Raw genomic sequence first — 19,366 nt, 5'->3', positions numbered from 1 at the left:
TCACGCACGAAGCCTTCCTGCCAGATGCACCGCCACATCCACACCGCTGCGCTCGAGTGATATGGTCTCCCCTTCCCACGCCGCCTGACGTGTCAGGCAGGTCAGGACGCCACCGGGCGGCATCTCGATCGCCAGCCGGGCTTCACGTTCATTCGCGGCAATCACCGCCTCCTGCCAGCGCACGGTGCGCGCCATGTTCATGGCAAGATCGTCCGCGATTTTCTCCGGCTGCCAGAGCACGCGTCCGGTGCTGCCGCTCAGATACGCACAGCGCGGTCGGGAAAGGGTGACCGCTTCAAACGCCGAGGCCAGCTTTTGTGCCGGCTTCGCCAGCAGTTCACAATGGGATGGCACGCTGACTGCCAGCCTTTGCACTTTGCTCGCCCCCTTTTCCAGAGCGCGTTTTGCCACCTGCGCCATCCCTTCATCGGATCCGGCAATCACGATCTGCGTTTCGGCATTCAGGTTAGCAATATACGTTCCGCTACCCTCGATAAGCTGTTCCACCTGCGGCAGGGTTAAGCCCATGATGGCCGTCAGGCCGTAGCCGTGGGGCCAGGCCTGTTCCATCAGATCGCCACGCAGCGCCACCAGCTTAAGGGCGTCCGTAAATTCCAGCGCCCCTGCTACTACCGCCGCGGGATAAGCGCCAATCGATAAACCGCTGACGATGTCAGGCGACACGCCACGTCGCTCCAGTTCGCGCGCCCAGGACACGCCAGCAATCAGCAGAGAAAGCTGAACCGCACGGGTATGGGTTAACGAGGCGGCACTGTCCAGCGTATCAACTTCGTTGCCCAGCACCTCACGCGCCTGAGCCAGTTCCGTTCCCGGCAGGTTTTGCAGCATACCTTCATGCTGCGTACCCTGCCCCGGAAAGGTAAACAGTATTTTCATCACTCCTCCCTGCGCCATGGGTCTGCCACCAGGCGTGGCCCACGGCGGGTTTTCTGCAGCGTTTTGCCATCGCGCAGCCACTCCGCCAGCGCGAATCCCCCCTCTGGTGTATCCACCTGGGTATCAGCCCGGCACAGCGCACCACTCAACTGCGACTGCCAGGCGGTAAACGCGTCGGGTGATATCGGCTGCGGGGCGCGGATCAGCAGATCAAGATCGCTGTCGGCATGGATCACCGGAATGCCGGTCGCCAGCGCATAGCCGGTGCTGCCGGTTATGCCCCATGTCCAAGGCCACGACTGCTGAGCAAGCTGTAACGCCACCTGAACCGGTGGCTGGGTGACAAACGGCGAACGCAGCAGATCGGCGGTGACGCACAGCTCTTCAGGTGACACCACGCGTAACACATTCCCGGGCTTCACCCATCCAGCCGCCCGCTGGTCGCGGCGCAGTCCGCGCACGCCAACGGGGATTCGGTCATCGTTATCAACATCACGCCGCACCACCACCGGCAGGCCGGTATGCCAGGCGGCATCCACCCAGGTTTCAGTAATACCTTCCAGCGCGTCGCGCGAGGTAAGCCAGATGAGGTCGTGGGGGCGTAATGTTGTGGTCATGATTACATTCCTGAAGTCAGCGAGATAAACAGCGGCAGCGACAGGATACACAGGACTGAGCTTAACAGCAGTACCGCTTCTGCATCCGGTGACTGCACGCCAAAGCGGTTACCAAACACGACCCCGAAGAAGCCCGCAGACAGTGCAATCATCAGAATGGCGGTGATCGCCACGGAGCCGTGCAGACCGAAGATTAAAACGATACCCCAGGCAATGGCTGGCTGGATCAGCAGCTTAGCGATGGTGGAAGTGATCACCATGGTGTTGATCTGCAGCTTACGGGCAGAGAGGATCACCCCAGTCAGGAACAGCGCCGCAGCGGTGGCAGACAGCCCCAACGGTTTAATTGCAGAGAGGACCAGTTCCGGCATTTTGATGCCGATGGCGGATAAAATCACGCCCAGCAGAGGCCCCATCACGATCGGTTTTTTAATGGATCGCCACATCAGCACCGGCAGCATAGAGAGGGTTGAGCCGGAGGTATTGCCCTCAGCGCGCGCTTTTTCCCGCTCCAGGATCAGCAAACAGAACGGCGTCATCAGCACGGACCCGCAGGCAATAGAGACCGCCACAGACAGAGACGTGGTAGATCCTTCACCCAGCACGCTGCCCAGAATCGGCAGACCAAGCGCCGCATAGTTTGGCAGCGCGACGGTGAGCGTCAGCACGGCCGCATCCTGGGGGGATTTTTTAAAGACCTTCGTGGCAAGGAAATAGATGGCTGCGTAGGTGATCCACATCGCCAGGGTCAATACCAGGATCAGTGGCGACTGCGCCACGATGCCGGTCCACGGGGTTTGTACGGTCGCGCTGAACAGCGCGGCAGGCAGCGCAAAATCCATGACGAAGATATTGAGCAGGGAAACATTTTTGTTATCGACCATCTTTGCCTTACCGGCCCAGAATCCCAGCAGCATGATGACGAAAATCGGTGCGAGAGCATGAACAATTACGTAAGTCATAAATCACCTGTGATTAAAAAGAAGTAGCACTGGCGCGATGATTATTATTTTCAGGATGCAGTTTCCCGCACGGGCGTAACGGATACGCCCGTGAGGTTGTGCATCTGGCAGGTCTCTTTTTACTTACCAGCTGGCGCGCATACGTTCGCGTACAAGCGCCGAGCTGCGGCGATTGTCAGCACCCAGACGGCTTTTCAGCGTCGGATCCTGACGAGCGTCACTGATGGCCTGTTGCAGGGTGGTTTTCACCAGCGTCAGGTCGCTATCGGATGGGGCATCCGGGTTGCTGATATCCAACAGGCTCGAGAGCAGCCCCAGCGTGGCGTAGTTGCTGATGTCATACGCCATAGGTGGAATAGTGGCGGCCAGTTTTTCCAGCGCCTCCACGCTGCGCAGGGTGATCCGCGCGGCAGACGCTTTCCCCATGGCATGGATGAGCACGCCTTTATCGTTAAAAGCAATCAGGCGGTTGGCCTGGTAGCCATGCGCCAGAAACGCGCCGGACATGGCTTTACCCACAATCAGGCCAATCACCGCATGACCCGCCAGGCGCGCGTTGGCGTAGGCGGCCGCAGCGCCTGCCAGCGCCTGGTGGATACCAAACGCCTCTTCGCGACGGCCATAAGCCTGGCTTGGGACGTCGATCACCGCCACAATCGGGCGCTTAACGGCTTTATCAGCATCTGCCGCGACGGTTTCGCTGACCACTTTCGCCAGCGTCCAGCCTTCAAGCAGGCCGACTTCCCCTTTCGCCGCGCGCGGGAAGTGGTTGTTGGCATCCGGCACTACGGCGATAAAACGCACCGTTTCACCGTTCAGCTCGCCGTCTGCCGCCTGCACGGACGGGCACAGCCCCTCAATACGTTTAGCATTCGGGGCGAGGGTTTCCAGCCAGCGTTCGCCACGGCTCATTGCGTTACTCATCATTTCACCTCCCGGGCAAAAAGCGCGTTAATCTGTTCGGCATCGGCCTGTTTGCGGGTGTCGAAATTCATCAGGCGGTTCAGGTAATCGTCGTAGTTATCGGTGCGATGTTTTGCCGGGACGCCTTTGGCGATGGCCTCGTTCATCGCGGCTTTCACCGCATTCACGCCATCGCCGACCAGCGCGTCCACCAGCCCGCTCTGATAGCGCACCTCACCGCCGGTCATGCTCCAGATAAACGGACGGTCGCGGGAGTCGTACTCTTCAATGCCCGCTTCCTGCTCAATAACCTGCGGACCGTTTAACCCCAGACGCGCTTCGCGGGTCACAATCAGGTAGCTGCAAAGCGCCGCCGCGATGGACATGCCGCCGAAGCAGCCCACGGTCCCGGCCACAATCCCGATAACGGGCGTGTAGCGACGCAGGTCAACAATCGCCGCGTGGATATCGGCAATCGCCGCCAGGCCGAGGTTAGCTTCCTGCAGGCGTACGCCGCCGGTTTCGAGGCACAGCACCGCCTGAGTCGGAATGCCGTTGCGGTTATCTTCCGCCGCCAGCTCCAGCGCTGCGGCCATTTTCGCGCCGGAGACCTCGCCCATGCTGCCGCCCTGGAACGCGCCTTCAATCGCCACGACGACCGCAGGCTGGCCGTTGATAGTCCCTTTCGCGACCACCATGCCGTCATCGGCCTGCGGCACAATGCCCTGTGGCCCCAACCACGGAGAGATAATGCCTGCAAACGGATCCAGCAGTTCGCGGTAGCTGCCCTCGTCGAGCAACGCCTGCGCACGCTGGCGCGCTTTTAATTCGATAAAGCTGCTGTCATCACGCATGGCTCACCCCTTCAAAAACCTGTTCGATACGAATGCGCGCCACGCCCGGCGTCGCGCCAAAGTCGTGGATGGTCAGTTTGCCTGCGGGCAGACTGCTGACGGTCTCCAGGCGGCTGAATAATGCCTCCCAGCGTCCGCGGCTGTTGTCGACGGAGGTGGTGATATCAATGGTTAAGGTCTGGCCCGGTTCGGCGGTGAACAGCACCTCCATATCCCCGGATCCAACTACCCCTGCCAGCGCCCGGCCGCTTAACGTGCGGCTGGCTGGCATGGTCAATGTGATTTTTTCCATAACATCCTCTTAATGCTTTGAATAGGGCGTTTCGACACGGTCAAGAAACAGCGTGGCGGCGAGCAGGTCGGCGGCACCACCCGGTGAGGCATTGAGCGTCAGCATCTGGCGATCTAACCGCGCCAGCGCCTGCTGCCCCGCGAGCGTTGTGCATCCTCCGGCGTTCAGTACCGCCCGGGCGCCGTTCTGCATGGCGTCCAGCCCCTCCATTCCGGCGCGCGACAGCACGCAGGTATCGGTGAGCGAAGTCATGATTGCCATCAGCGCGTCGAGTCTGGCGTTTGTTTCGCTGCTGCCGTTGAGACGGCTCAGGCGAAGCTGCGGCAGCGCGCGCTGCATGATGTGCGGAAACGCCTGCTGAGCCTCTTCACGCGCGCCCGGTACGCGGTAGCGGTGCGTGGCGCGTAACCCCTTACTGAACACCTTCGGTGCGGCGTCGTCCGGGAGTTTCGCCAGCTGTGCGGCGGTGTTAGCGACGGTTTGCGCGCGGGCATCGCCGCCCAGCATCGCCACCGCGCTCACCAGCAGTCCCAGCGCCCAGATTGCGCCACGGTGCGTATTCACGCCGTCGGTGGCGATCATCATCTGCCGTTCGCCTTCACGGCCAAGGCGGCCAACGGTTTGCCGTAGGGCAATATCCGCCGGACGCTGCCAGCTCTGCTGCGCCAGCGCCTGAAACGTGGAGGTCAGGCTGTGCGCGGAGCGCTCCATCAGCGCAAGCGATAAATCGTGGTGCGCGCCGTTCCCCCGACTGTCCACCAGACCGGGTTTCGGGCTTAAGCGTGCTTCGTCAATCAGACACTGCGTGGCGGTTCGCGCCAGCCATTCGGCACCGCCTTCAACCTGAATCTGGGGCAGAAGTGTCATTACCAGCTCCGGAATTTCGCAGGTGGGTTGTAGAGACCGCCGGACCACTCAACGAGGTCAGCCACGCTACCCGCCGCCAGCAGAGAGCGGGTGGCATCGGTACGGCGAATCCCCATGTCTTCCGGGTACACGACCTTACCGCTCTGGCGCAGTTCCGCCACGCGTCTGGCATCCACGCCCAGACCGATATCGGTGATACCGGCCACGGCTGCGACCATGGCGCGACGCTCTTCCAGATCTTTTGCCCGGTAGAGGTAGGCAATCCCCTCTTCCGTCAGCACGTGGGTGACGTCATCGCCGTAAATCATCACCGGTGCCAGCGGCATGCCGGAGGCTTTCGCCACGTCAACGGCGTCCAGTTTTTCCACGAAGGTGGGCTTCACGCCCGCCTGGAAGGTTTCCACCATCTGCACGACCAGTTTTTTACCGCGTTGCATCGGGTCGGGTTCGGTGATCATGTTCAGCCAGGCCGGAGTGGCGTGGCGACGGCCGTGTGGATCATGGCCCATGTTCGGCGCGCCGCCGAAGCCGGAGAGACGACCGCGGGTCACCGTTGAGGAGTTGGCGTAACCATCCACCTGCAGGGTTGAGCCGATAAACATATCCACCGCGTACTGGCCCGCCAGCTGGCAGAAGGCGCGGTTGGAGCGCATGGAGCCGTCAGCACCGGTGAAGAAGACGTCCGGACGGGCGCGGATGTACTCTTCCATCCCCAGTTCGCCGCCGAAGCAGTGCACGCTCTCCACCCAGCCGCTTTCAATTGCCGGGATCAGCGTCGGATGCGGGTTCAGCGTCCAGTGTTTACAGATTTTGCCCTTCAGGCCGAGCTGTTCACCGTAGGTGGGCAGCAGCAGCTCAATTGCCGCGGTGTTAAAACCGATCCCGTGGTTCAGAGACTGCACCTGGTGTTCAGCGTAGATGCCTTTGATGGCCATCATCGCCATCAGGATATGTTCCTGTTTGATCAGGCGCGGGTCGCGGGTAAACAGCGGTTCGATAAAGAATGGCTTGTCGGCCACCACCACGTAGTCAATCCAGGAGCCTGGGATATCAACACGCGGCAGGTCGCATTCGTCGTCCACCAGCTCGTTAACCTGTGCGATGACGATGCCATCGTGGAACGCGGCGGCCTCCACCAGCGCCGGGGTATCTTCGGTACTTGCCCCGGTGTAGAGATTGCCTTTGCGGTCTGCTTTAAACCCGGCGATCAGCGCCACGTTTGGTGAAAGGTCGACGTAGAGACGCGAATACAGTTCGATATAGGTATGAATAGCACCGATTTCGAGTTGACCATCCTCCAGCAGCTGGGAGATGCGCAGGCTCTGTGTGCCGGAGAAGGAGAAGTCCAGCTTACGGGCAATGCCCTTCTCAAAGATATCCAGATGTTCACTGCGGCCAACGCTTGGCATGATCATGTGCAGGTCATGCACAATTTGCGGGTTTACTTCGGCCAGCGAGCGGGAAAGAAAATCCGCCTGCTTCTGGTTGTTGCCTTCCAGAACGACCTTATCGCCTGGCGCGATCAGCTTTTCCAGCATGGCGACAAGGTCGCCGGTTGGCAGAACCTTGCCCTGCACCGGTACGGAGGCCAGACGACGCGCTTTTTCGCTGCGTCGGGTGTTCCATTGCCGGGTGGGTATTTGCCCAGATAACATTATTAACCTCCTGATTCAGCACATCATTTTGATTTGCTTAACGCTGAGTAAAGTCTGCACCCTGGCGGAAAAGGCATCAATTAAGCGTAGAGTGGAATCATTAGCCTGAGAGTAATAATCAAGGTAAATATTTGTGATCGGGATCAGTTCATGCTTCGGAAAACCAGGCTAAACGGGGTACAATTCGGAAGGTATAGTAAATTTCTGACAAGAATCAGCATCGCCCTTATGACCCAAATCATTCCCTCAGACTTCGACCTCACCGCCGAAGACAGCACTGATTTCGTGCCCATGCGCGGCGTGGCCAACTGCCACCTGCAGACCATGCTGCCGCGCCTGATCCGCCGCAAGGTGCAGTTCACTCCGCACTGGCAGCGGCTGGATTTGCCGGACGGTGATTTTCTGGATCTCGCCTGGAGCGAAGATCCCGAACAGGCGCGCCATAAACCCCGCCTGGTGGTGTTTCATGGTCTGGAAGGCAGCCTGCACAGCCCGTATGCCCATGGGTTAATCCAGGCGGCAAAAATGCGCGGCTGGCTGGGCGTGGTGATGCATTTTCGGGGATGCAGCGGCGAGCCGAATCGTCAGAAACGCATCTATCACTCCGGCGAAACCGAAGATGGCACCTGGTTTTTGCACTGGCTGCGGGATAATTTCGGCACCGTGCCGACGGCGGCGGTGGGCTATTCGCTCGGCGGAAATATGCTGGCCTGTCTGCTGGCCAAAGAGGGAGACGCGGTACCGCTGAATGCCGCGGTGATTGTCTCTGCCCCCTTCATGCTGGAACAGTGCAGTTACCACATGGAGAAAGGCTTTTCCCGGGTCTATCAGCGCTATCTGCTCAACCTGCTAAAAGCCAATGCGGCGCGCAAGCTGAAGGCCTATCCGGATACCCTGCCAGTAAGCCTGCGTCAGTTGAAAAAGGTCCGCCGCATTCGTGAGTTCGACGACCTGATCACCGCCAAAATTCATGGGTTCGCCGATGCCATTGACTACTATCGTCAGTGCAGCGCCATGCCGCTGCTCAGCAAGATTACTCAGCCGACGCTGATCATTCACGCGAAAGATGACCCGTTTATGGATCATCACTCCATCCCTGCACAGGAATTTCTGCCCGACAACGTTCACTACCAGCTGACCGAGCACGGCGGTCACGTGGGGTTTGTCGGCGGAACGCTGCGTCGCCCGAAAATGTGGCTGGAGACGCGCATTCCTGACTGGTTAACCCCTTACCTGGACGGTGCAACATGATTATCCCCTGGCAGGATCTGGCGCCCGAAACGCTCGATAATCTGATTGAAAGCTTTGTCTTGCGTGAAGGCACCGATTATGGTGAACATGAACGCTCGCTTGAGCAAAAGGTCAACGATGTTAAACGCCAGCTTAAAAGCGGCGACGTGGTGCTGGTGTGGTCTGAACTGCATGAGACGGTCAATATCATGCCCCGCAACGCGTTTCACGGCTGATCTTTCAACCTTTCCAGTCAGGGAGTTGCTATGTCTGCCAGACATCCGGTTATTGCCGTTACGGGGTCGAGTGGTGCGGGAACCACCACCACCAGCCTCGCGTTTCGCAAGATTTTCGCCCAGTTGAATCTCCGCGCGGCGGAGGTCGAAGGCGACAGCTTTCACCGCTATACGCGCCCGGAGATGGACATGGCCATCCGCAAAGCGCGTGATTTGGGCAAACACATCAGCTACTTCGGCCCGGAGGCCAATGACTTCGGCCTGCTGGAGCAAACGTTTCAGGAGTACGGCCTAAGCGGCAAAGGCCAGTCCCGCAAATATCTGCACACCTACGACGAAGCCGTTCCCTGGAATCAGGTCCCGGGCACCTTTACCCCCTGGCAGCCGCTGCCGGAACCTACCGACGTGCTGTTTTACGAAGGATTACACGGCGGCGTTGTGACGCCGCATCACGACGTGGCGCGACATGTGGATCTGCTGGTCGGCGTGGTGCCAATCGTTAACCTGGAGTGGATCCAGAAGCTGACGCGAGACATCAGCGAGCGCGGCCATTCACGCGAGGCGGTGATGGATTCGGTCGTGCGCTCAATGGAAGATTACATCAATTATCTGACACCACAGTTTTCCCGCACCCACATCAACTTCCAGCGTGTGCCGACGGTGGACACCTCCAACCCGTTCGCGGCCAAAAGTATCCCGTCGCTGGATGAGAGCTTTGTGGTGATCCATTTCCGCAATCTCGACGGCATCGATTACCCCTGGCTGCTGGCGATGCTGCAGGGTTCGTTTATTTCTCACATGAATACGTTAGTGGTGCCCGGCGGAAAAATGGGGCTGGCGATGGAGCTGATCATGACGCCGCTGGTGCAGCGGTTGATGGAAGGGAAGCAGATCGCATAATCATATTCCCTCTCCCGGTGGGCTGAGGGTTCCCCACAAAATAATACCTGCACGGAGGACTCCCTCTCCCTTGAGGGAGAGGGCTGGGGTGAGGGGGAACATATGGCTGTAGAGGTAATTCCGTTCACTTTACGTTCCTTGCAGCTCTGTAACAACATGACCCGTGAACGTGCCAGGGTGGCTCAGTCGCCACCACCCTGGCAACCCGGGCTCCCGGCGGTAAATCGCCGCTTCGCGGTGCCTTCGGTTTATTCCTTCCGGCTTATCGGGGACGGGCGGATGTAACGTCCCTGTAAAGCCGCCCTCTCGGCGCATCCATGCGCCTCGCCCCGGCCTGCAGGAAACGCCTCAGCGATTTACAGCCGGACCAGGGCGTCGCTGTAAATCATTCATTTTCCTGAAACAACTTTCGTCGCTTTCGGTAAAAAAATTACTGGGGATCCCTCAGCCCGGTGGGAGAGGGTGAGGGCATCAACACGCACGATGCCCCATCAATCACGCCTCGATCACTTCATACGAATGGGTAATTTTTACCGCTTTCTCCAGCATTAACGCCACAGAGCAGTATTTCTCCGCAGACAGATCCACCGCGCGTGAGACGGCAGCATCTTTCAGCGCTTTCCCGGTGACAACAAAATGCAGGTTAATGTGCGTGAACAGGCGTGGCGCCTCTTCGCGACGTTCTGACGTGAGCTTGACTTCACAGTCGGTCACATCATGACGGCCCTTTTGCAGAATCGACACCACGTCAATCGCGCTGCATCCCCCTGCCGCCATCAGCACCATCTCCATTGGGCTGGGTGCTTTATCGCCGGAGTTACCGTCCATCAAAATCTGGTGTCCCGACGAAGACTCGCCCAGGAACGTTAAACCTTCTACCCATTTCACGCGCGCTTGCATATTCATTAGCTCCAACGTTGCATTTTTGGTGACAGATTACGCGTGCGTTACATTTCTCGCAATGGAAGGCGACCTGCGTCATGCTGAAGCGAGACACCAGGAGACACGCGGCGAAAGCTATGCTAAAACACTCTGGATGCTACAGTAATACATTGACGTTACACATGTATGCAGAGGACATCAAACTTTACTGGCTGCGAAACGTTACGACAGCCGACTTCCCAGGTATGGGTAAGAATTCGATTGCAACCCCAGAGTCCGGATGCATCTTATGACTCTGGTGACAGCTTATAACAGAGGATAACAGCGCATGGTGCTTGGCAAACCGCAAACAGACCCGACTCTCGAATGGTTCTTGTCTCATTGCCACATTCATAAGTACCCATCGAAGAGCACGCTGATTCACCAGGGTGAAAAAGCGGAAACGTTGTATTACATCGTCAAAGGCTCGGTGGCAGTGCTGATCAAAGATGAAGAAGGGAAAGAGATGATCCTTTCTTATCTGAACCAGGGCGATTTTATCGGTGAACTGGGCCTGTTTGAAGAAGGCCAGGAACGTAGCGCCTGGGTTCGTGCAAAGACAGCATGTGAAGTGGCTGAAATTTCCTACAAGAAATTCCGTCAGTTGATTCAGGTTAACCCTGACATCCTGATGCGTCTTTCTTCGCAGATGGCTCGCCGTCTGCAGGTGACATCAGAGAAAGTGGGTAACCTCGCCTTCCTGGACGTGACCGGCCGTATCGCGCAGACCCTGCTGAACCTGGCGAAACAGCCAGACGCTATGACCCACCCTGACGGCATGCAAATTAAAATTACCCGCCAGGAAATTGGTCAGATCGTCGGTTGCTCCCGTGAAACAGTGGGCCGTATCCTGAAAATGCTGGAAGATCAGAACCTGATCTCCGCCCACGGTAAAACCATCGTGGTTTACGGAACCCGTTAATCCCGATAAAACGGCGTGCCATCGCAAGGTGTCACGCCGTTTTTGTCTCTACTCCCCATGTGGCGCAGGCTGATTTATCACCCGGAAGTTAGCTACGCACTGCGACAAACGCTGGTGTTGTGCCTTCCTGTGGCCGTGGGCCTGATCCTTGGGCATCTTCAGCAGGGGCTGCTGTTTTCACTGGTTCCCGCCTGCTGCAACATTGCCGGTCTCGACACCCCGCATAAGCGTTTTTTCAAACGTCTGATTATCGGCGGTTCGCTGTTTGCCGGGTGTAGCCTGGCCGTGCAGCTTTTGCTGGCCCGCGATATTCCGCTGCCGCTGATCCTGAGCGTGCTGGCGATGACGCTGGGGGTGACCGCCGAAATCAGTTCGCTGCACGCGCGTTTACTGCCCGCCTCACTCATCGCGGCCATCTTTACCCTGAGTCTCGCAGGTAATATGCCGGTGTGGGAGTCGCTGCTGATCTACGCCCTTGGTACGCTATGGTATGGCCTGTTTAACTGGTTCTGGTTCTGGCTGTGGCGGGAACAACCGCTGCGTGAATCCCTGAGCCTGCTCTATGTCCAGCTTGCGGAGTACTGCGAAGCCAAATACACGCTGCTGACCCAGCATAGCGACCCGGAAAAATCGCTACCGCCGCTGCTGACGCGCCAGCAGAAGGTGGTGGATCTGATAAGCCAGTGCTACCAGCAACTACACATGCTGGCCGCTAACAAGAACCACGAATATAAACGGCTGCTGCGCACCTTCCAGGTGGGGCTGGATCTGCAGGAGCATATCTCCGTGAGCCTGCACCACCCGAAGGAGGTGCAAAAGCTGGTGGAGCGCAGCCATGCCGAAGCGGTGATCCGCTGGAACGCGCAGACCGTGTCCGCACGCCTGCGGGTACTGGCCGACGACATTCTTTATCACCGCTACCCCACCCGCTTTAACATGGACAAGCAGCTCGGCGCACTGGAGAAAATCGCCCGCCAGCACGAGGATAACCCGGTAGGCCAGTTTGCCGCCTGGCACTTCAGCCGTATTGCCCGCGTCCTGCGTACCCAGCGCCCGCTCTATCCCCGCGATCTGATGGCGGATAAGCAAAAGCGCCTGCCGCTGCTGCCTGCGCTTAAAAGCTATCTCTCGTTTAAATCTTCCGCCCTGCGCAACGCCGCCCGGATTAGCGTGATGCTGAGCATCGCCAGCCTGATGGGCATGGCGCTGCATCTGCCCAAACCCTACTGGATATTAATGACGGTACTGTTTGTTACCCAGAACGGCTACGGCGCCACGCGAGTGCGTATTCTGCACCGGGCGGGCGGAACCATGGCGGGGTTGATTATCGCGGGCGTAACGCTGCACTTCCACGTGCCGGAAGGCTATACGCTGGCAGGCATGCTATTGATTACCCTGGTGAGCTACCTGATCATCCGCAAAAACTACGGCTGGGCGATGGTGGGCTTTACGGTCACGGCGGTATACACCCTGCAGTTGCTTACGCTCAATGGCGAACAGTTTATTGTCGCCAGGCTTATTGATACCCTGATTGGCTGTCTGATTGCCTTTGGTGGTATGGTCTGGCTGTGGCCACAATGGCAAAGCGGCCTGCTCAGGCAGAACGCCCACGACGCGCTGGAGGCCGACCAGCAGGCTATCCGCCTGATCCTGAGCGACGATCCGCAGCCCTCCCCGCTGGCGTATCAGCGGATGAAGGTCAACCAGGCACATAACGCCCTGTTCAACTCGCTGAATCAGGCGATGCAGGAGCCCGGCTTTAACTCGCACTATCTGGCGGATATGAAGCTCTGGGTGACGCACAGCCAGTTCATCGTCGAACATATCAACGCGATGACCACGCTGGCGCGTGAGCATACCATGCTGACGCCAGACCTGGCGCAGCGCTATTTGCAGTCGTGTGAGATTGCCCTGCAGCGGTGTCAGCAGCGTCTGGAGTATGACGCGCCGGGTGAATCGGGGGATTCGAACATTCTGGAAGCGCCGGAAACGCTCACCCACGGGCCAATGAGCACCCTGGAGCAGCATCTGCAGCGCATTCTGGGGCATCTGAACACCATGCACACCATTTCGTCGGTGGCATGGCGTCAGCGTCCGCATCACGGCATCTGGTTAACGCGGCGGTTAAAACGAACCGAGTATTAGCCTTTAACGATCTTCGCGACCGCCGCAGCAAAGCGGGTTAATCCATCTTCAATATCCTTCTCTTCAACCACCAGCGACGGCGCAAAGCGCATCACGTCCGGGCCGGCGTTGAGTACCATCACCCCTTCGTGAGCAGCGGCGTGCAGGAAATCGCGTGCGCGGCCTTTGTACTGCGGCTTCAGCTCAGCGCCAATCAGCAGTCCCATGCCACGGATCTCGCTGAAGACGTCGTACGTTTCGTCGATCTGCTGCAGATGTTTCACGAACAGCTCGCGCTTCGCCTGAACGCCGCTTAATACCTCCGGCGTATTGATGATATCAAACGCCGCACCGGCGATGGCGCAGGCCAGCGGGTTTCCACCGTAGGTGGAGCCGTGTGAGCCGACATGGAACGCGGAAGCGATCTCCTGGGTGGTGAGCACCGCGCTGACCGGGAAGCCGCCGCCGAGCGCTTTGGCGCTGGTCAGAATATCCGGCGTCACGCCGTAGTGCATATAGGCGAACAGGGAGCCTGTACGCCCCATCCCGCTCTGGACTTCATCAAACACCAGCAGCGCCTGATGCTGATCGCACAGCGCGCGCAGCCCTTTGAGGAATTCCGGCGTTGCCGCCGTCACGCCACCTTCACCCTGAATCGGCTCAACCACGACCGCGCAGGTATGGTCATCCATCACAGCTTTCACCGCATGCAGATCGTTAAACGGCACATGAATGATATCGGCGGGTTTCGGACCAAAGCCGTCGGAATACTTCGGCTGGCCGCCAACGGAAACGGTAAACAGTGAACGACCGTGGAAAGCGTTATGGAAAGCGATGATTTTGGTTTTGTATGGGCTGTGGCGTGTGGAAGCGTAGTAGCGCGCCAGCTTGAAGGCGGTTTCGTTGGCTTCGGTCCCGGAGTTCATAAACAGCACGCGCTCGGCGAAAGTCGCGTCAATGATCTTGCGCCCCAGGCGCAACGCCGGTTCGTTGGTAAAGACGTTGCTGGTGTGCCACAGGGTTTCGCCCTGGGTTTTCAGTGCCTCGACCAGTGCAGGATGGCAATGCCCCAGCGCCGTCACCGCAATCCCCCCGGCGAAATCCACGTACTCTTTCCCCTGCTGATCCCAGACGCGGCTGCCTTTTCCCTTTACCGGGATAAACTCGGCCGGTGCATAAATCGGCAGAATGACTTCATCGAATGTCGCGCGGGTAATTGCAGATTGTTCAGTTGCCATGTCATGACCATCCATTTTATGTCACATTGATTGTGAAAATATAATCACAAAATATGCATAAAAAATCACAGCAAGGCAACAGATATTCAGCGATTGAGGAAATTAGCCAGCAGCTGGTGCCCCTGTTCGCTGAGAATACTCTCCGGGTGGAACTGCACCCCTTCGAGATCCCATTCACGATGGCGAATGCCCATGATCTCCTGCGTCTCGCTCCAGGCGGTCACCTCAAAGCAGTCGGGCAGCGTCGGCGGGTCAATCACCAGAGAATGGTAGCGCGTGACGGTTAACGGGTTATTTAACCCACTAAACACGCCTGTGCCGGTGTGGGTAACCGGTGAGGTTTTACCGTGCATCACCCTGGCAGCGCGGACGATAGTGGCGCCAAACACCTGCCCGATGGCCTGATGGCCAAGGCAGACGCCAAGAATCGGCAGCCTGCCGGCGTAGTGGCGGATCACATCCAGAGAAATACCCGATTCCGATGGGGTACACGGCCCCGGCGAGATAACAATTTTCTTTGGGGACAGCGCGTCAATCCCGGTCAGGCTGATGTCGTCGTTACGGCGGACAACCACCTCTGCACCCAGTTCACAAAAATACTGGTAAAGGTTCCAGGTGAAGGAATCGTAGTTATCAATCAGCAGAATCATGGCGGCTCCCGAAAAAAATGCCGCCCTATTCTACTCAGATTCCCGCGCTTCGCTCACTACTTTGGCAAAGATAGCGTTCAGGGCGGACAAATCTCCCGTTGCGCCGCTCTGGTTAGCCGCGACCCACTGCTCAGGATCGATATCGCGCCAGTCCAGCAGGTAACCCGCATGGATCGCCAACTGTTCAAAGAAAACACGTTGCGCAATGCCATTACCGCTGGCAAAAGGATGCAGCATATTGATTTCACAATAGTAATGGCTTATCCGCTCGATAAACTCCTCTTTCTGAAGACCCACCAGGTACCGGTCGCTTTCCAGTGCCGACATCAATTCATTGCCCATCTTCTCAATGTATTCGAAATGGCAAAAAGGAATCTCCCCTTTGAAAATATCGTCCGTACGGTATTCACCTGCCCGTTTCATCTCTCTGCGATACAGATGGCGGTGAATAAGGCACAGATGGGGCAACCCAGGCGCTGAAGGCCCAAGTTCCAGCGTCTCAATATGGGGATCTGAAGGACCATGACCCTTTTCAAGGAGACAACTGGCCTGAAAATTGACGTTACGCTGCTGCTCCCAGAGACGGGATTTTTGCTTATCGGTGAGTTTTTTCACTTAACGCCTCCCTGAATATGTCCGTTTGCCAAAGTATAAGCAGCAAAACGCGCTTTCGCAGGGAGGGCTAACAACACGGGCGAGACGCGCCCGTGTCAAAGAGGATTACGGCAGTACTTTTGCAGAGAGGATCACGACCGGTTTGGATGGTACATTCTGGTATGGCCCAACGTCGTGGGTCTGTACCTGAGAAATCTTGTCCGCCACGTCCATCCCTTTTACCACTTTACCAAACACCGCATAGCCGAAGTCACGCTGGCCGTGGTCGAGGAAGGCGTTATCCGCCACGTTGATAAAGAACTGGCTGGTAGCGCTGTCTTTATCCGCCGTACGCGCCATGGCGATGGTGCCACGGGTGTTCAGCAGGCCGTTGTCCGCTTCGTTTTTGATCGGTGGATTCGGCTGTTTCTGCTGCATCTGCTCGTTGAAACCGCCGCCCTGCACCATAAAGCCTGGGATCACGCGGTGGAAGGTGGTGTTGTTGTAAAAGCCGCTATTTACGTAGTCGAGGAAGTTTTTCACAGAAACCGGGGCTTTCTGGCTATTCAGTTCCAGCTCAATATTCCCTGCGGAGGTGGTCAGCAGAACATGAGGGTCCCCTTTTGCTGCCAGCGCAGCCGGGGAAACGGCAGAAAGAGCAAACACAGCTGCGACAGCCGCCAGTGTTGATTTGAGCATGAGAATTCCTTAACAAAGCGCAGTATAAAAAGCGAATGGCTTGATTCTAAAGAGCAGTATGAACGGAGACCAGCCTTTTACCTAATTTTACGAAATTGAAACAGTTGTTACCGCGCAAACGATTGGTTATGACGCAATTTTATGTGATCACGATCACATAAAAACCTGCAATGAAGCTCATATTTTCTTTAAAAGATATGAATGGATCACTTTCGCGACTAAAATCTGCCCGCTCTCAGCGCCTATCCGGCGCTTTTCTTTTCCTGAACAGGCCAGACATGACTAACAGCAATCGTATCAAGCTCACATGGATCAGCTTCTTCTCCTACGCCCTGACCGGCGCGTTGGTGATCGTCACCGGGATGGTGATGGGAAATATCGCAGACTACTTCCAGCTGCCCGTTTCCAGCATGAGTAACACCTTCACCTTCCTCAACGCGGGGATCCTGATCTCCATTTTCCTGAATGCCTGGCTGATGGAAATTGTTCCGCTGAAAACGCAGCTGCGTTTTGGTTTTGTGCTGATGGTCGCCGCCGTGGCGGGTCTGATGCTGAGCCACAGCATCGCCCTGTTCTCCGCCGCCATGTTCGTGCTCGGTCTGGTCAGCGGGATCACCATGTCGATTGGTACCTTCCTGATTACCCATATGTATGAAGGCCGTCAGCGCGGCGCGCGCCTGCTGTTTACCGACTCCTTCTTCAGCATGGCCGGGATGATTTTCCCGATGGTCGCGGCCGTTCTGCTGGCGCGCAGCATTGAGTGGTACTGGGTCTACGCCTGTATCGGCCTGGTTTACGTGGCCATCTTCATCCTGACCTTCGGCTGCGAATTCCCGGTTCTGGGTAAAAAAGCACAGACCACGGCAGAGCCTGTGGCGAAAGAGAAATGGGGTATCGGCGTACTGTTCCTCTCCATTGCCGCACTGTGCTACATCCTGGGTCAGCTGGGCTTTATCTCCTGGGTGCCGGAATACGCCAAAGGTCTGGGCATGAGCCTGAACGACGCGGGTAAACTGGTGAGCGATTTCTGGATGTCTTACATGTTTGGCATGTGGGCGTTTAGCTTCATCCTGCGCTTCTTCGATCTGCAGCGCATCCTGACCGTGCTGGCAGGCCTGGCTACCGTGCTGATGTATCTGTTCATCAACGGTTCGCCGGAGCATATGCCGTGGTTCATTCTGACCCTGGGCTTCTTCTCAAGCGCCATTTACACGTCGATCATCACTCTGGGCTCCCTGCAGACCAAAGTGGCCTCGCCGAAGCTAGTGAACTTCGTACTGACCTGCGGCACCATCGGCACCATGCTGACCTTTGTGGTGACGGGCCCGATCGTCGCCCACAGCGGTCCGCTGGCGGCGCTGCACACCGCTAACGGCCTGTACGCCGTGGTGTTCATCATGTGCTTCATCCTGGGCTTTGTAACCCGCCACCGCCAGCATAACGCTGCAGCGGCGTCGCACTAATCCCTGCGCCCCTCTGCGCTACGCAGAGGGGCTGTTTCTGGCAAAACTTATCTCTTCTCCCCCGCTATCCATCTTGATCCAGGTCTGCGCCAGCTGCGTGGTGGCAATAATCCGCCCCTGCCGAATGGACCAGCGCACCGGCACCTGACAGCGTACCGCCTCAAACCCACTCTCTGCAGGCAAAATCACCAGGTTCGCCGGGTTCCCCGTCTCAATACCGTAATCGCTCAGGCCAAAGGTGCGGGCGCTGTTATGGGTGATCAGGTTCAGGCCGCTGTCAATTTGCGGGTAGCCCATCATCTGACAGACGTGCAGCCCCATATGCAGCACCTGCAGCATATTGCCGGTACCGAGCGGATACCATGGATCAAACACATCATCATGACCAAAGCAGACGTTAATGCCCGCCGCCTGTAGCTCCTTCACGCGGGTAATGCCCCGACGCTTCGGATAGTCGTCAAAACGCCCCTGCAGGTGGATATTCACCAGCGGATTCGCCACAAAGTTAATGCCCGACATCTTCAGCAGGCGGAACAGCCGCGAGGTATACGCGCCGTTGTAGGAATGCATGGCGGTGGTGTGGCTGGCCGTGACCCGCGCGCCAATGCCAGCTTCATAGGCCAGCGTGGCGACCGTCTCCACAAAGCGGGACTGCTCATCGTCGATTTCATCACAATGAATATCCAGCGGACGGTCGTATTTCTTCGCCAGGTCAAAGGCGATATGCAGGGACTGCACGCCGTATTCCCGGGTGAATTCGAAGTGCGGGATGGCACCCACCACATCCGCGCCCAGCGTTAATGCCTCTTCCAGCAGCGCCGCGCCGTTCGGGTAAGAGAGAATGCCTTCCTGCGGGAATGCCACGATTTGCAGCGTCACCCACGGGGCGACCTCCTGTTTAACCTCCAGCATCGCCTTCAGGGCGGTAAGCGTCGGGTCGGAGACATCCACGTGGGTGCGGACAAACTGGATCCCGTTGGCAATTTGCCACTTCAGCGTTTTCCATGCGCGCGCTTTGACATCTTCATGGCTGAGCAGCGCCTTACGCTCCGCCCAGCGTTCAATCCCTTCAAACAGCGTGCCGGACTGGTTCCAGTGTGGCTCGCCCGCCGTCTGCGTGGTATCCAGGTGAATATGCGGCTCAATAAACGGTGGAATGGCAAGTCCGCCGCGGGCATTCAAGACCTCATAGCTTTCGCTGTGGGTCTCGTCCATGGGCGTGATAGCACCAAACCGACCGTTCTCGATGGCGATCTGCCACAGCCCTTCGCGATCCGGTAAACGAACATTCTGCACAAGCCAAAGCGGTGTTGTAGACATACCTTTCCCCTGAAAAACGCGG

The 19,366-nt window shown here is 57.7% G+C and carries 20 protein-coding genes; 6 read left to right on the top strand and 14 right to left on the bottom strand.

Translation table 11 applies throughout. The features are described 5' to 3' along the window. The 8 genes from mdcH to mdcA form a co-directional block, all read right to left on the bottom strand. Positions 1–897: a malonate decarboxylase subunit epsilon gene (gene mdcH, locus AX755_RS10860; RefSeq protein ID WP_062856750.1), complete on the bottom strand. Its 897-nt coding sequence runs from the start codon at positions 895–897 to the stop codon at positions 1–3. Then, on the bottom strand, positions 897–1,514 hold the full coding sequence (locus AX755_RS10855) for a malonate decarboxylase holo-ACP synthase (protein WP_062856749.1): 618 nt from the start codon (positions 1,512–1,514) through the stop codon (positions 897–899). The genes mdcH and AX755_RS10855 overlap by 1 nt, the downstream gene beginning before the upstream one ends. Positions 1,515–1,516: 2 nt before the next feature. Next, positions 1,517–2,476: an AEC family transporter gene (locus tag AX755_RS10850; RefSeq protein ID WP_029882149.1), complete on the bottom strand. Its 960-nt coding sequence runs from the start codon at positions 2,474–2,476 to the stop codon at positions 1,517–1,519. A 123-nt stretch (positions 2,477–2,599) separates the two neighbouring features. Then, positions 2,600–3,400: a biotin-independent malonate decarboxylase subunit gamma gene (mdcE, locus tag AX755_RS10845; protein WP_013099046.1), complete on the bottom strand. Its 801-nt coding sequence runs from the start codon at positions 3,398–3,400 to the stop codon at positions 2,600–2,602. After that, a complete protein-coding gene (locus AX755_RS10840) occupies positions 3,400–4,233 on the bottom strand; it encodes a biotin-independent malonate decarboxylase subunit beta (RefSeq protein ID WP_013099047.1) in 834 nt (277 codons plus the stop codon). The genes mdcE and AX755_RS10840 overlap by 1 nt, the downstream gene beginning before the upstream one ends. Further along, the gene (mdcC, locus tag AX755_RS10835) at positions 4,226–4,525 is read right to left on the bottom strand and encodes a malonate decarboxylase acyl carrier protein (RefSeq protein WP_029882152.1); all 300 of its coding nucleotides are present in this window, start codon (positions 4,523–4,525) and stop codon (positions 4,226–4,228) included. Before mdcC ends, AX755_RS10840 begins: the two co-directional genes overlap by 8 nt. Positions 4,526–4,534: 9 nt before the next feature. Then, a complete protein-coding gene (locus AX755_RS10830; RefSeq protein ID WP_038981571.1) occupies positions 4,535–5,392 on the bottom strand; it encodes a triphosphoribosyl-dephospho-CoA synthase in 858 nt (285 codons plus the stop codon). Further along, on the bottom strand, positions 5,392–7,047 hold the full coding sequence (mdcA, locus tag AX755_RS10825; protein ID WP_013099050.1) for a malonate decarboxylase subunit alpha: 1,656 nt from the start codon (positions 7,045–7,047) through the stop codon (positions 5,392–5,394). Before mdcA ends, AX755_RS10830 begins: the two co-directional genes overlap by 1 nt. 228 nt (positions 7,048–7,275) lie before the next feature. On the opposite strand from mdcA, the gene AX755_RS10815 reads away from it, so the two are divergent. The 3 genes from AX755_RS10815 to AX755_RS10805 are packed head-to-tail and all read left to right on the top strand — an operon-like array spanning position 7,276 to position 9,413. Continuing rightward, a complete protein-coding gene (locus tag AX755_RS10815; protein WP_048972483.1) occupies positions 7,276–8,298 on the top strand; it encodes a hydrolase in 1,023 nt (340 codons plus the stop codon). Beyond that, positions 8,295–8,513 (top strand): YheU family protein, encoded by a 219-nt coding sequence (locus tag AX755_RS10810; protein ID WP_013099053.1) that lies wholly within the window; start codon positions 8,295–8,297, stop codon positions 8,511–8,513. The genes AX755_RS10815 and AX755_RS10810 overlap by 4 nt, the downstream gene beginning before the upstream one ends. A gap of 30 nt (positions 8,514–8,543) precedes the next feature. Beyond that, on the top strand, positions 8,544–9,413 hold the full coding sequence (locus tag AX755_RS10805) for a phosphoribulokinase (protein WP_013099054.1): 870 nt from the start codon (positions 8,544–8,546) through the stop codon (positions 9,411–9,413). Positions 9,414–9,908: 495 nt separating this feature from the next. On the opposite strand, the gene AX755_RS10800 is transcribed toward AX755_RS10805, so the two are convergent. Beyond that, positions 9,909–10,313, bottom strand: a complete 405-nt coding sequence (locus AX755_RS10800) for an OsmC family protein (protein WP_028027906.1) — start codon at positions 10,311–10,313, stop codon at positions 9,909–9,911. A gap of 310 nt (positions 10,314–10,623) precedes the next feature. Between AX755_RS10800 and crp the strand changes: the two genes are divergently transcribed. After that, entirely contained in the window at positions 10,624–11,256 is a 633-nt protein-coding gene (crp, locus tag AX755_RS10795; protein WP_000242758.1) for a cAMP-activated global transcriptional regulator CRP, read from the top strand. Positions 11,257–11,313: 57 nt separating this feature from the next. Next, positions 11,314–13,401 carry a YccS/YhfK family putative transporter gene (locus tag AX755_RS10790; RefSeq protein WP_062856748.1) on the top strand — a complete coding sequence of 696 codons (2,088 nt, stop codon included), beginning with the start codon at positions 11,314–11,316 and terminating at the stop codon, positions 13,399–13,401. On the opposite strand, the gene argD is transcribed toward AX755_RS10790, so the two are convergent. The 4 genes from argD to ppiA all read right to left on the bottom strand — a co-directional run bounded on the left by argD (position 13,398) and on the right by ppiA (position 16,561). Further along, positions 13,398–14,618, bottom strand: coding sequence for a bifunctional acetylornithine/succinyldiaminopimelate transaminase (argD, locus tag AX755_RS10785; protein ID WP_173647449.1), 1,221 nt, complete (start codon positions 14,616–14,618; stop codon positions 13,398–13,400). The genes AX755_RS10790 and argD overlap by 4 nt on opposite strands. A gap of 86 nt (positions 14,619–14,704) precedes the next feature. Further along, positions 14,705–15,268, bottom strand: coding sequence for an aminodeoxychorismate synthase component 2 (gene pabA, locus AX755_RS10780; protein WP_062856747.1), 564 nt, complete (start codon positions 15,266–15,268; stop codon positions 14,705–14,707). 30 nt (positions 15,269–15,298) lie between these two features. Then, entirely contained in the window at positions 15,299–15,883 is a 585-nt protein-coding gene (locus AX755_RS10775) for a putative adenosine monophosphate-protein transferase Fic (protein ID WP_062856746.1), read from the bottom strand. Positions 15,884–15,988: 105 nt separating this feature from the next. Next, on the bottom strand, positions 15,989–16,561 hold the full coding sequence (ppiA, locus tag AX755_RS10770) for a peptidylprolyl isomerase A (protein ID WP_013099061.1): 573 nt from the start codon (positions 16,559–16,561) through the stop codon (positions 15,989–15,991). Between the two features lie 278 nt (positions 16,562–16,839). Between ppiA and tsgA the strand changes: the two genes are divergently transcribed. Next, positions 16,840–18,024 carry an MFS transporter TsgA gene (gene tsgA / locus AX755_RS10765; RefSeq protein ID WP_021242206.1) on the top strand — a complete coding sequence of 395 codons (1,185 nt, stop codon included), beginning with the start codon at positions 16,840–16,842 and terminating at the stop codon, positions 18,022–18,024. Positions 18,025–18,042: 18 nt separating this feature from the next. Here the strand turns inward: tsgA and AX755_RS10760 are convergent, their stop codons facing one another. Next, entirely contained in the window at positions 18,043–19,344 is a 1,302-nt protein-coding gene (locus tag AX755_RS10760; protein WP_062856745.1) for a cytosine deaminase, read from the bottom strand. Positions 19,345–19,366 lie beyond the last annotated feature (22 nt).

The organism is Enterobacter sp. SENG-6 (genome assembly GCF_001605945.1).
GTDB classification, from domain to species: Bacteria; Pseudomonadota; Gammaproteobacteria; order Enterobacterales; family Enterobacteriaceae; genus Enterobacter; species Enterobacter cloacae.
This window is presented reverse-complemented; position numbering and strand designations above follow the sequence as displayed.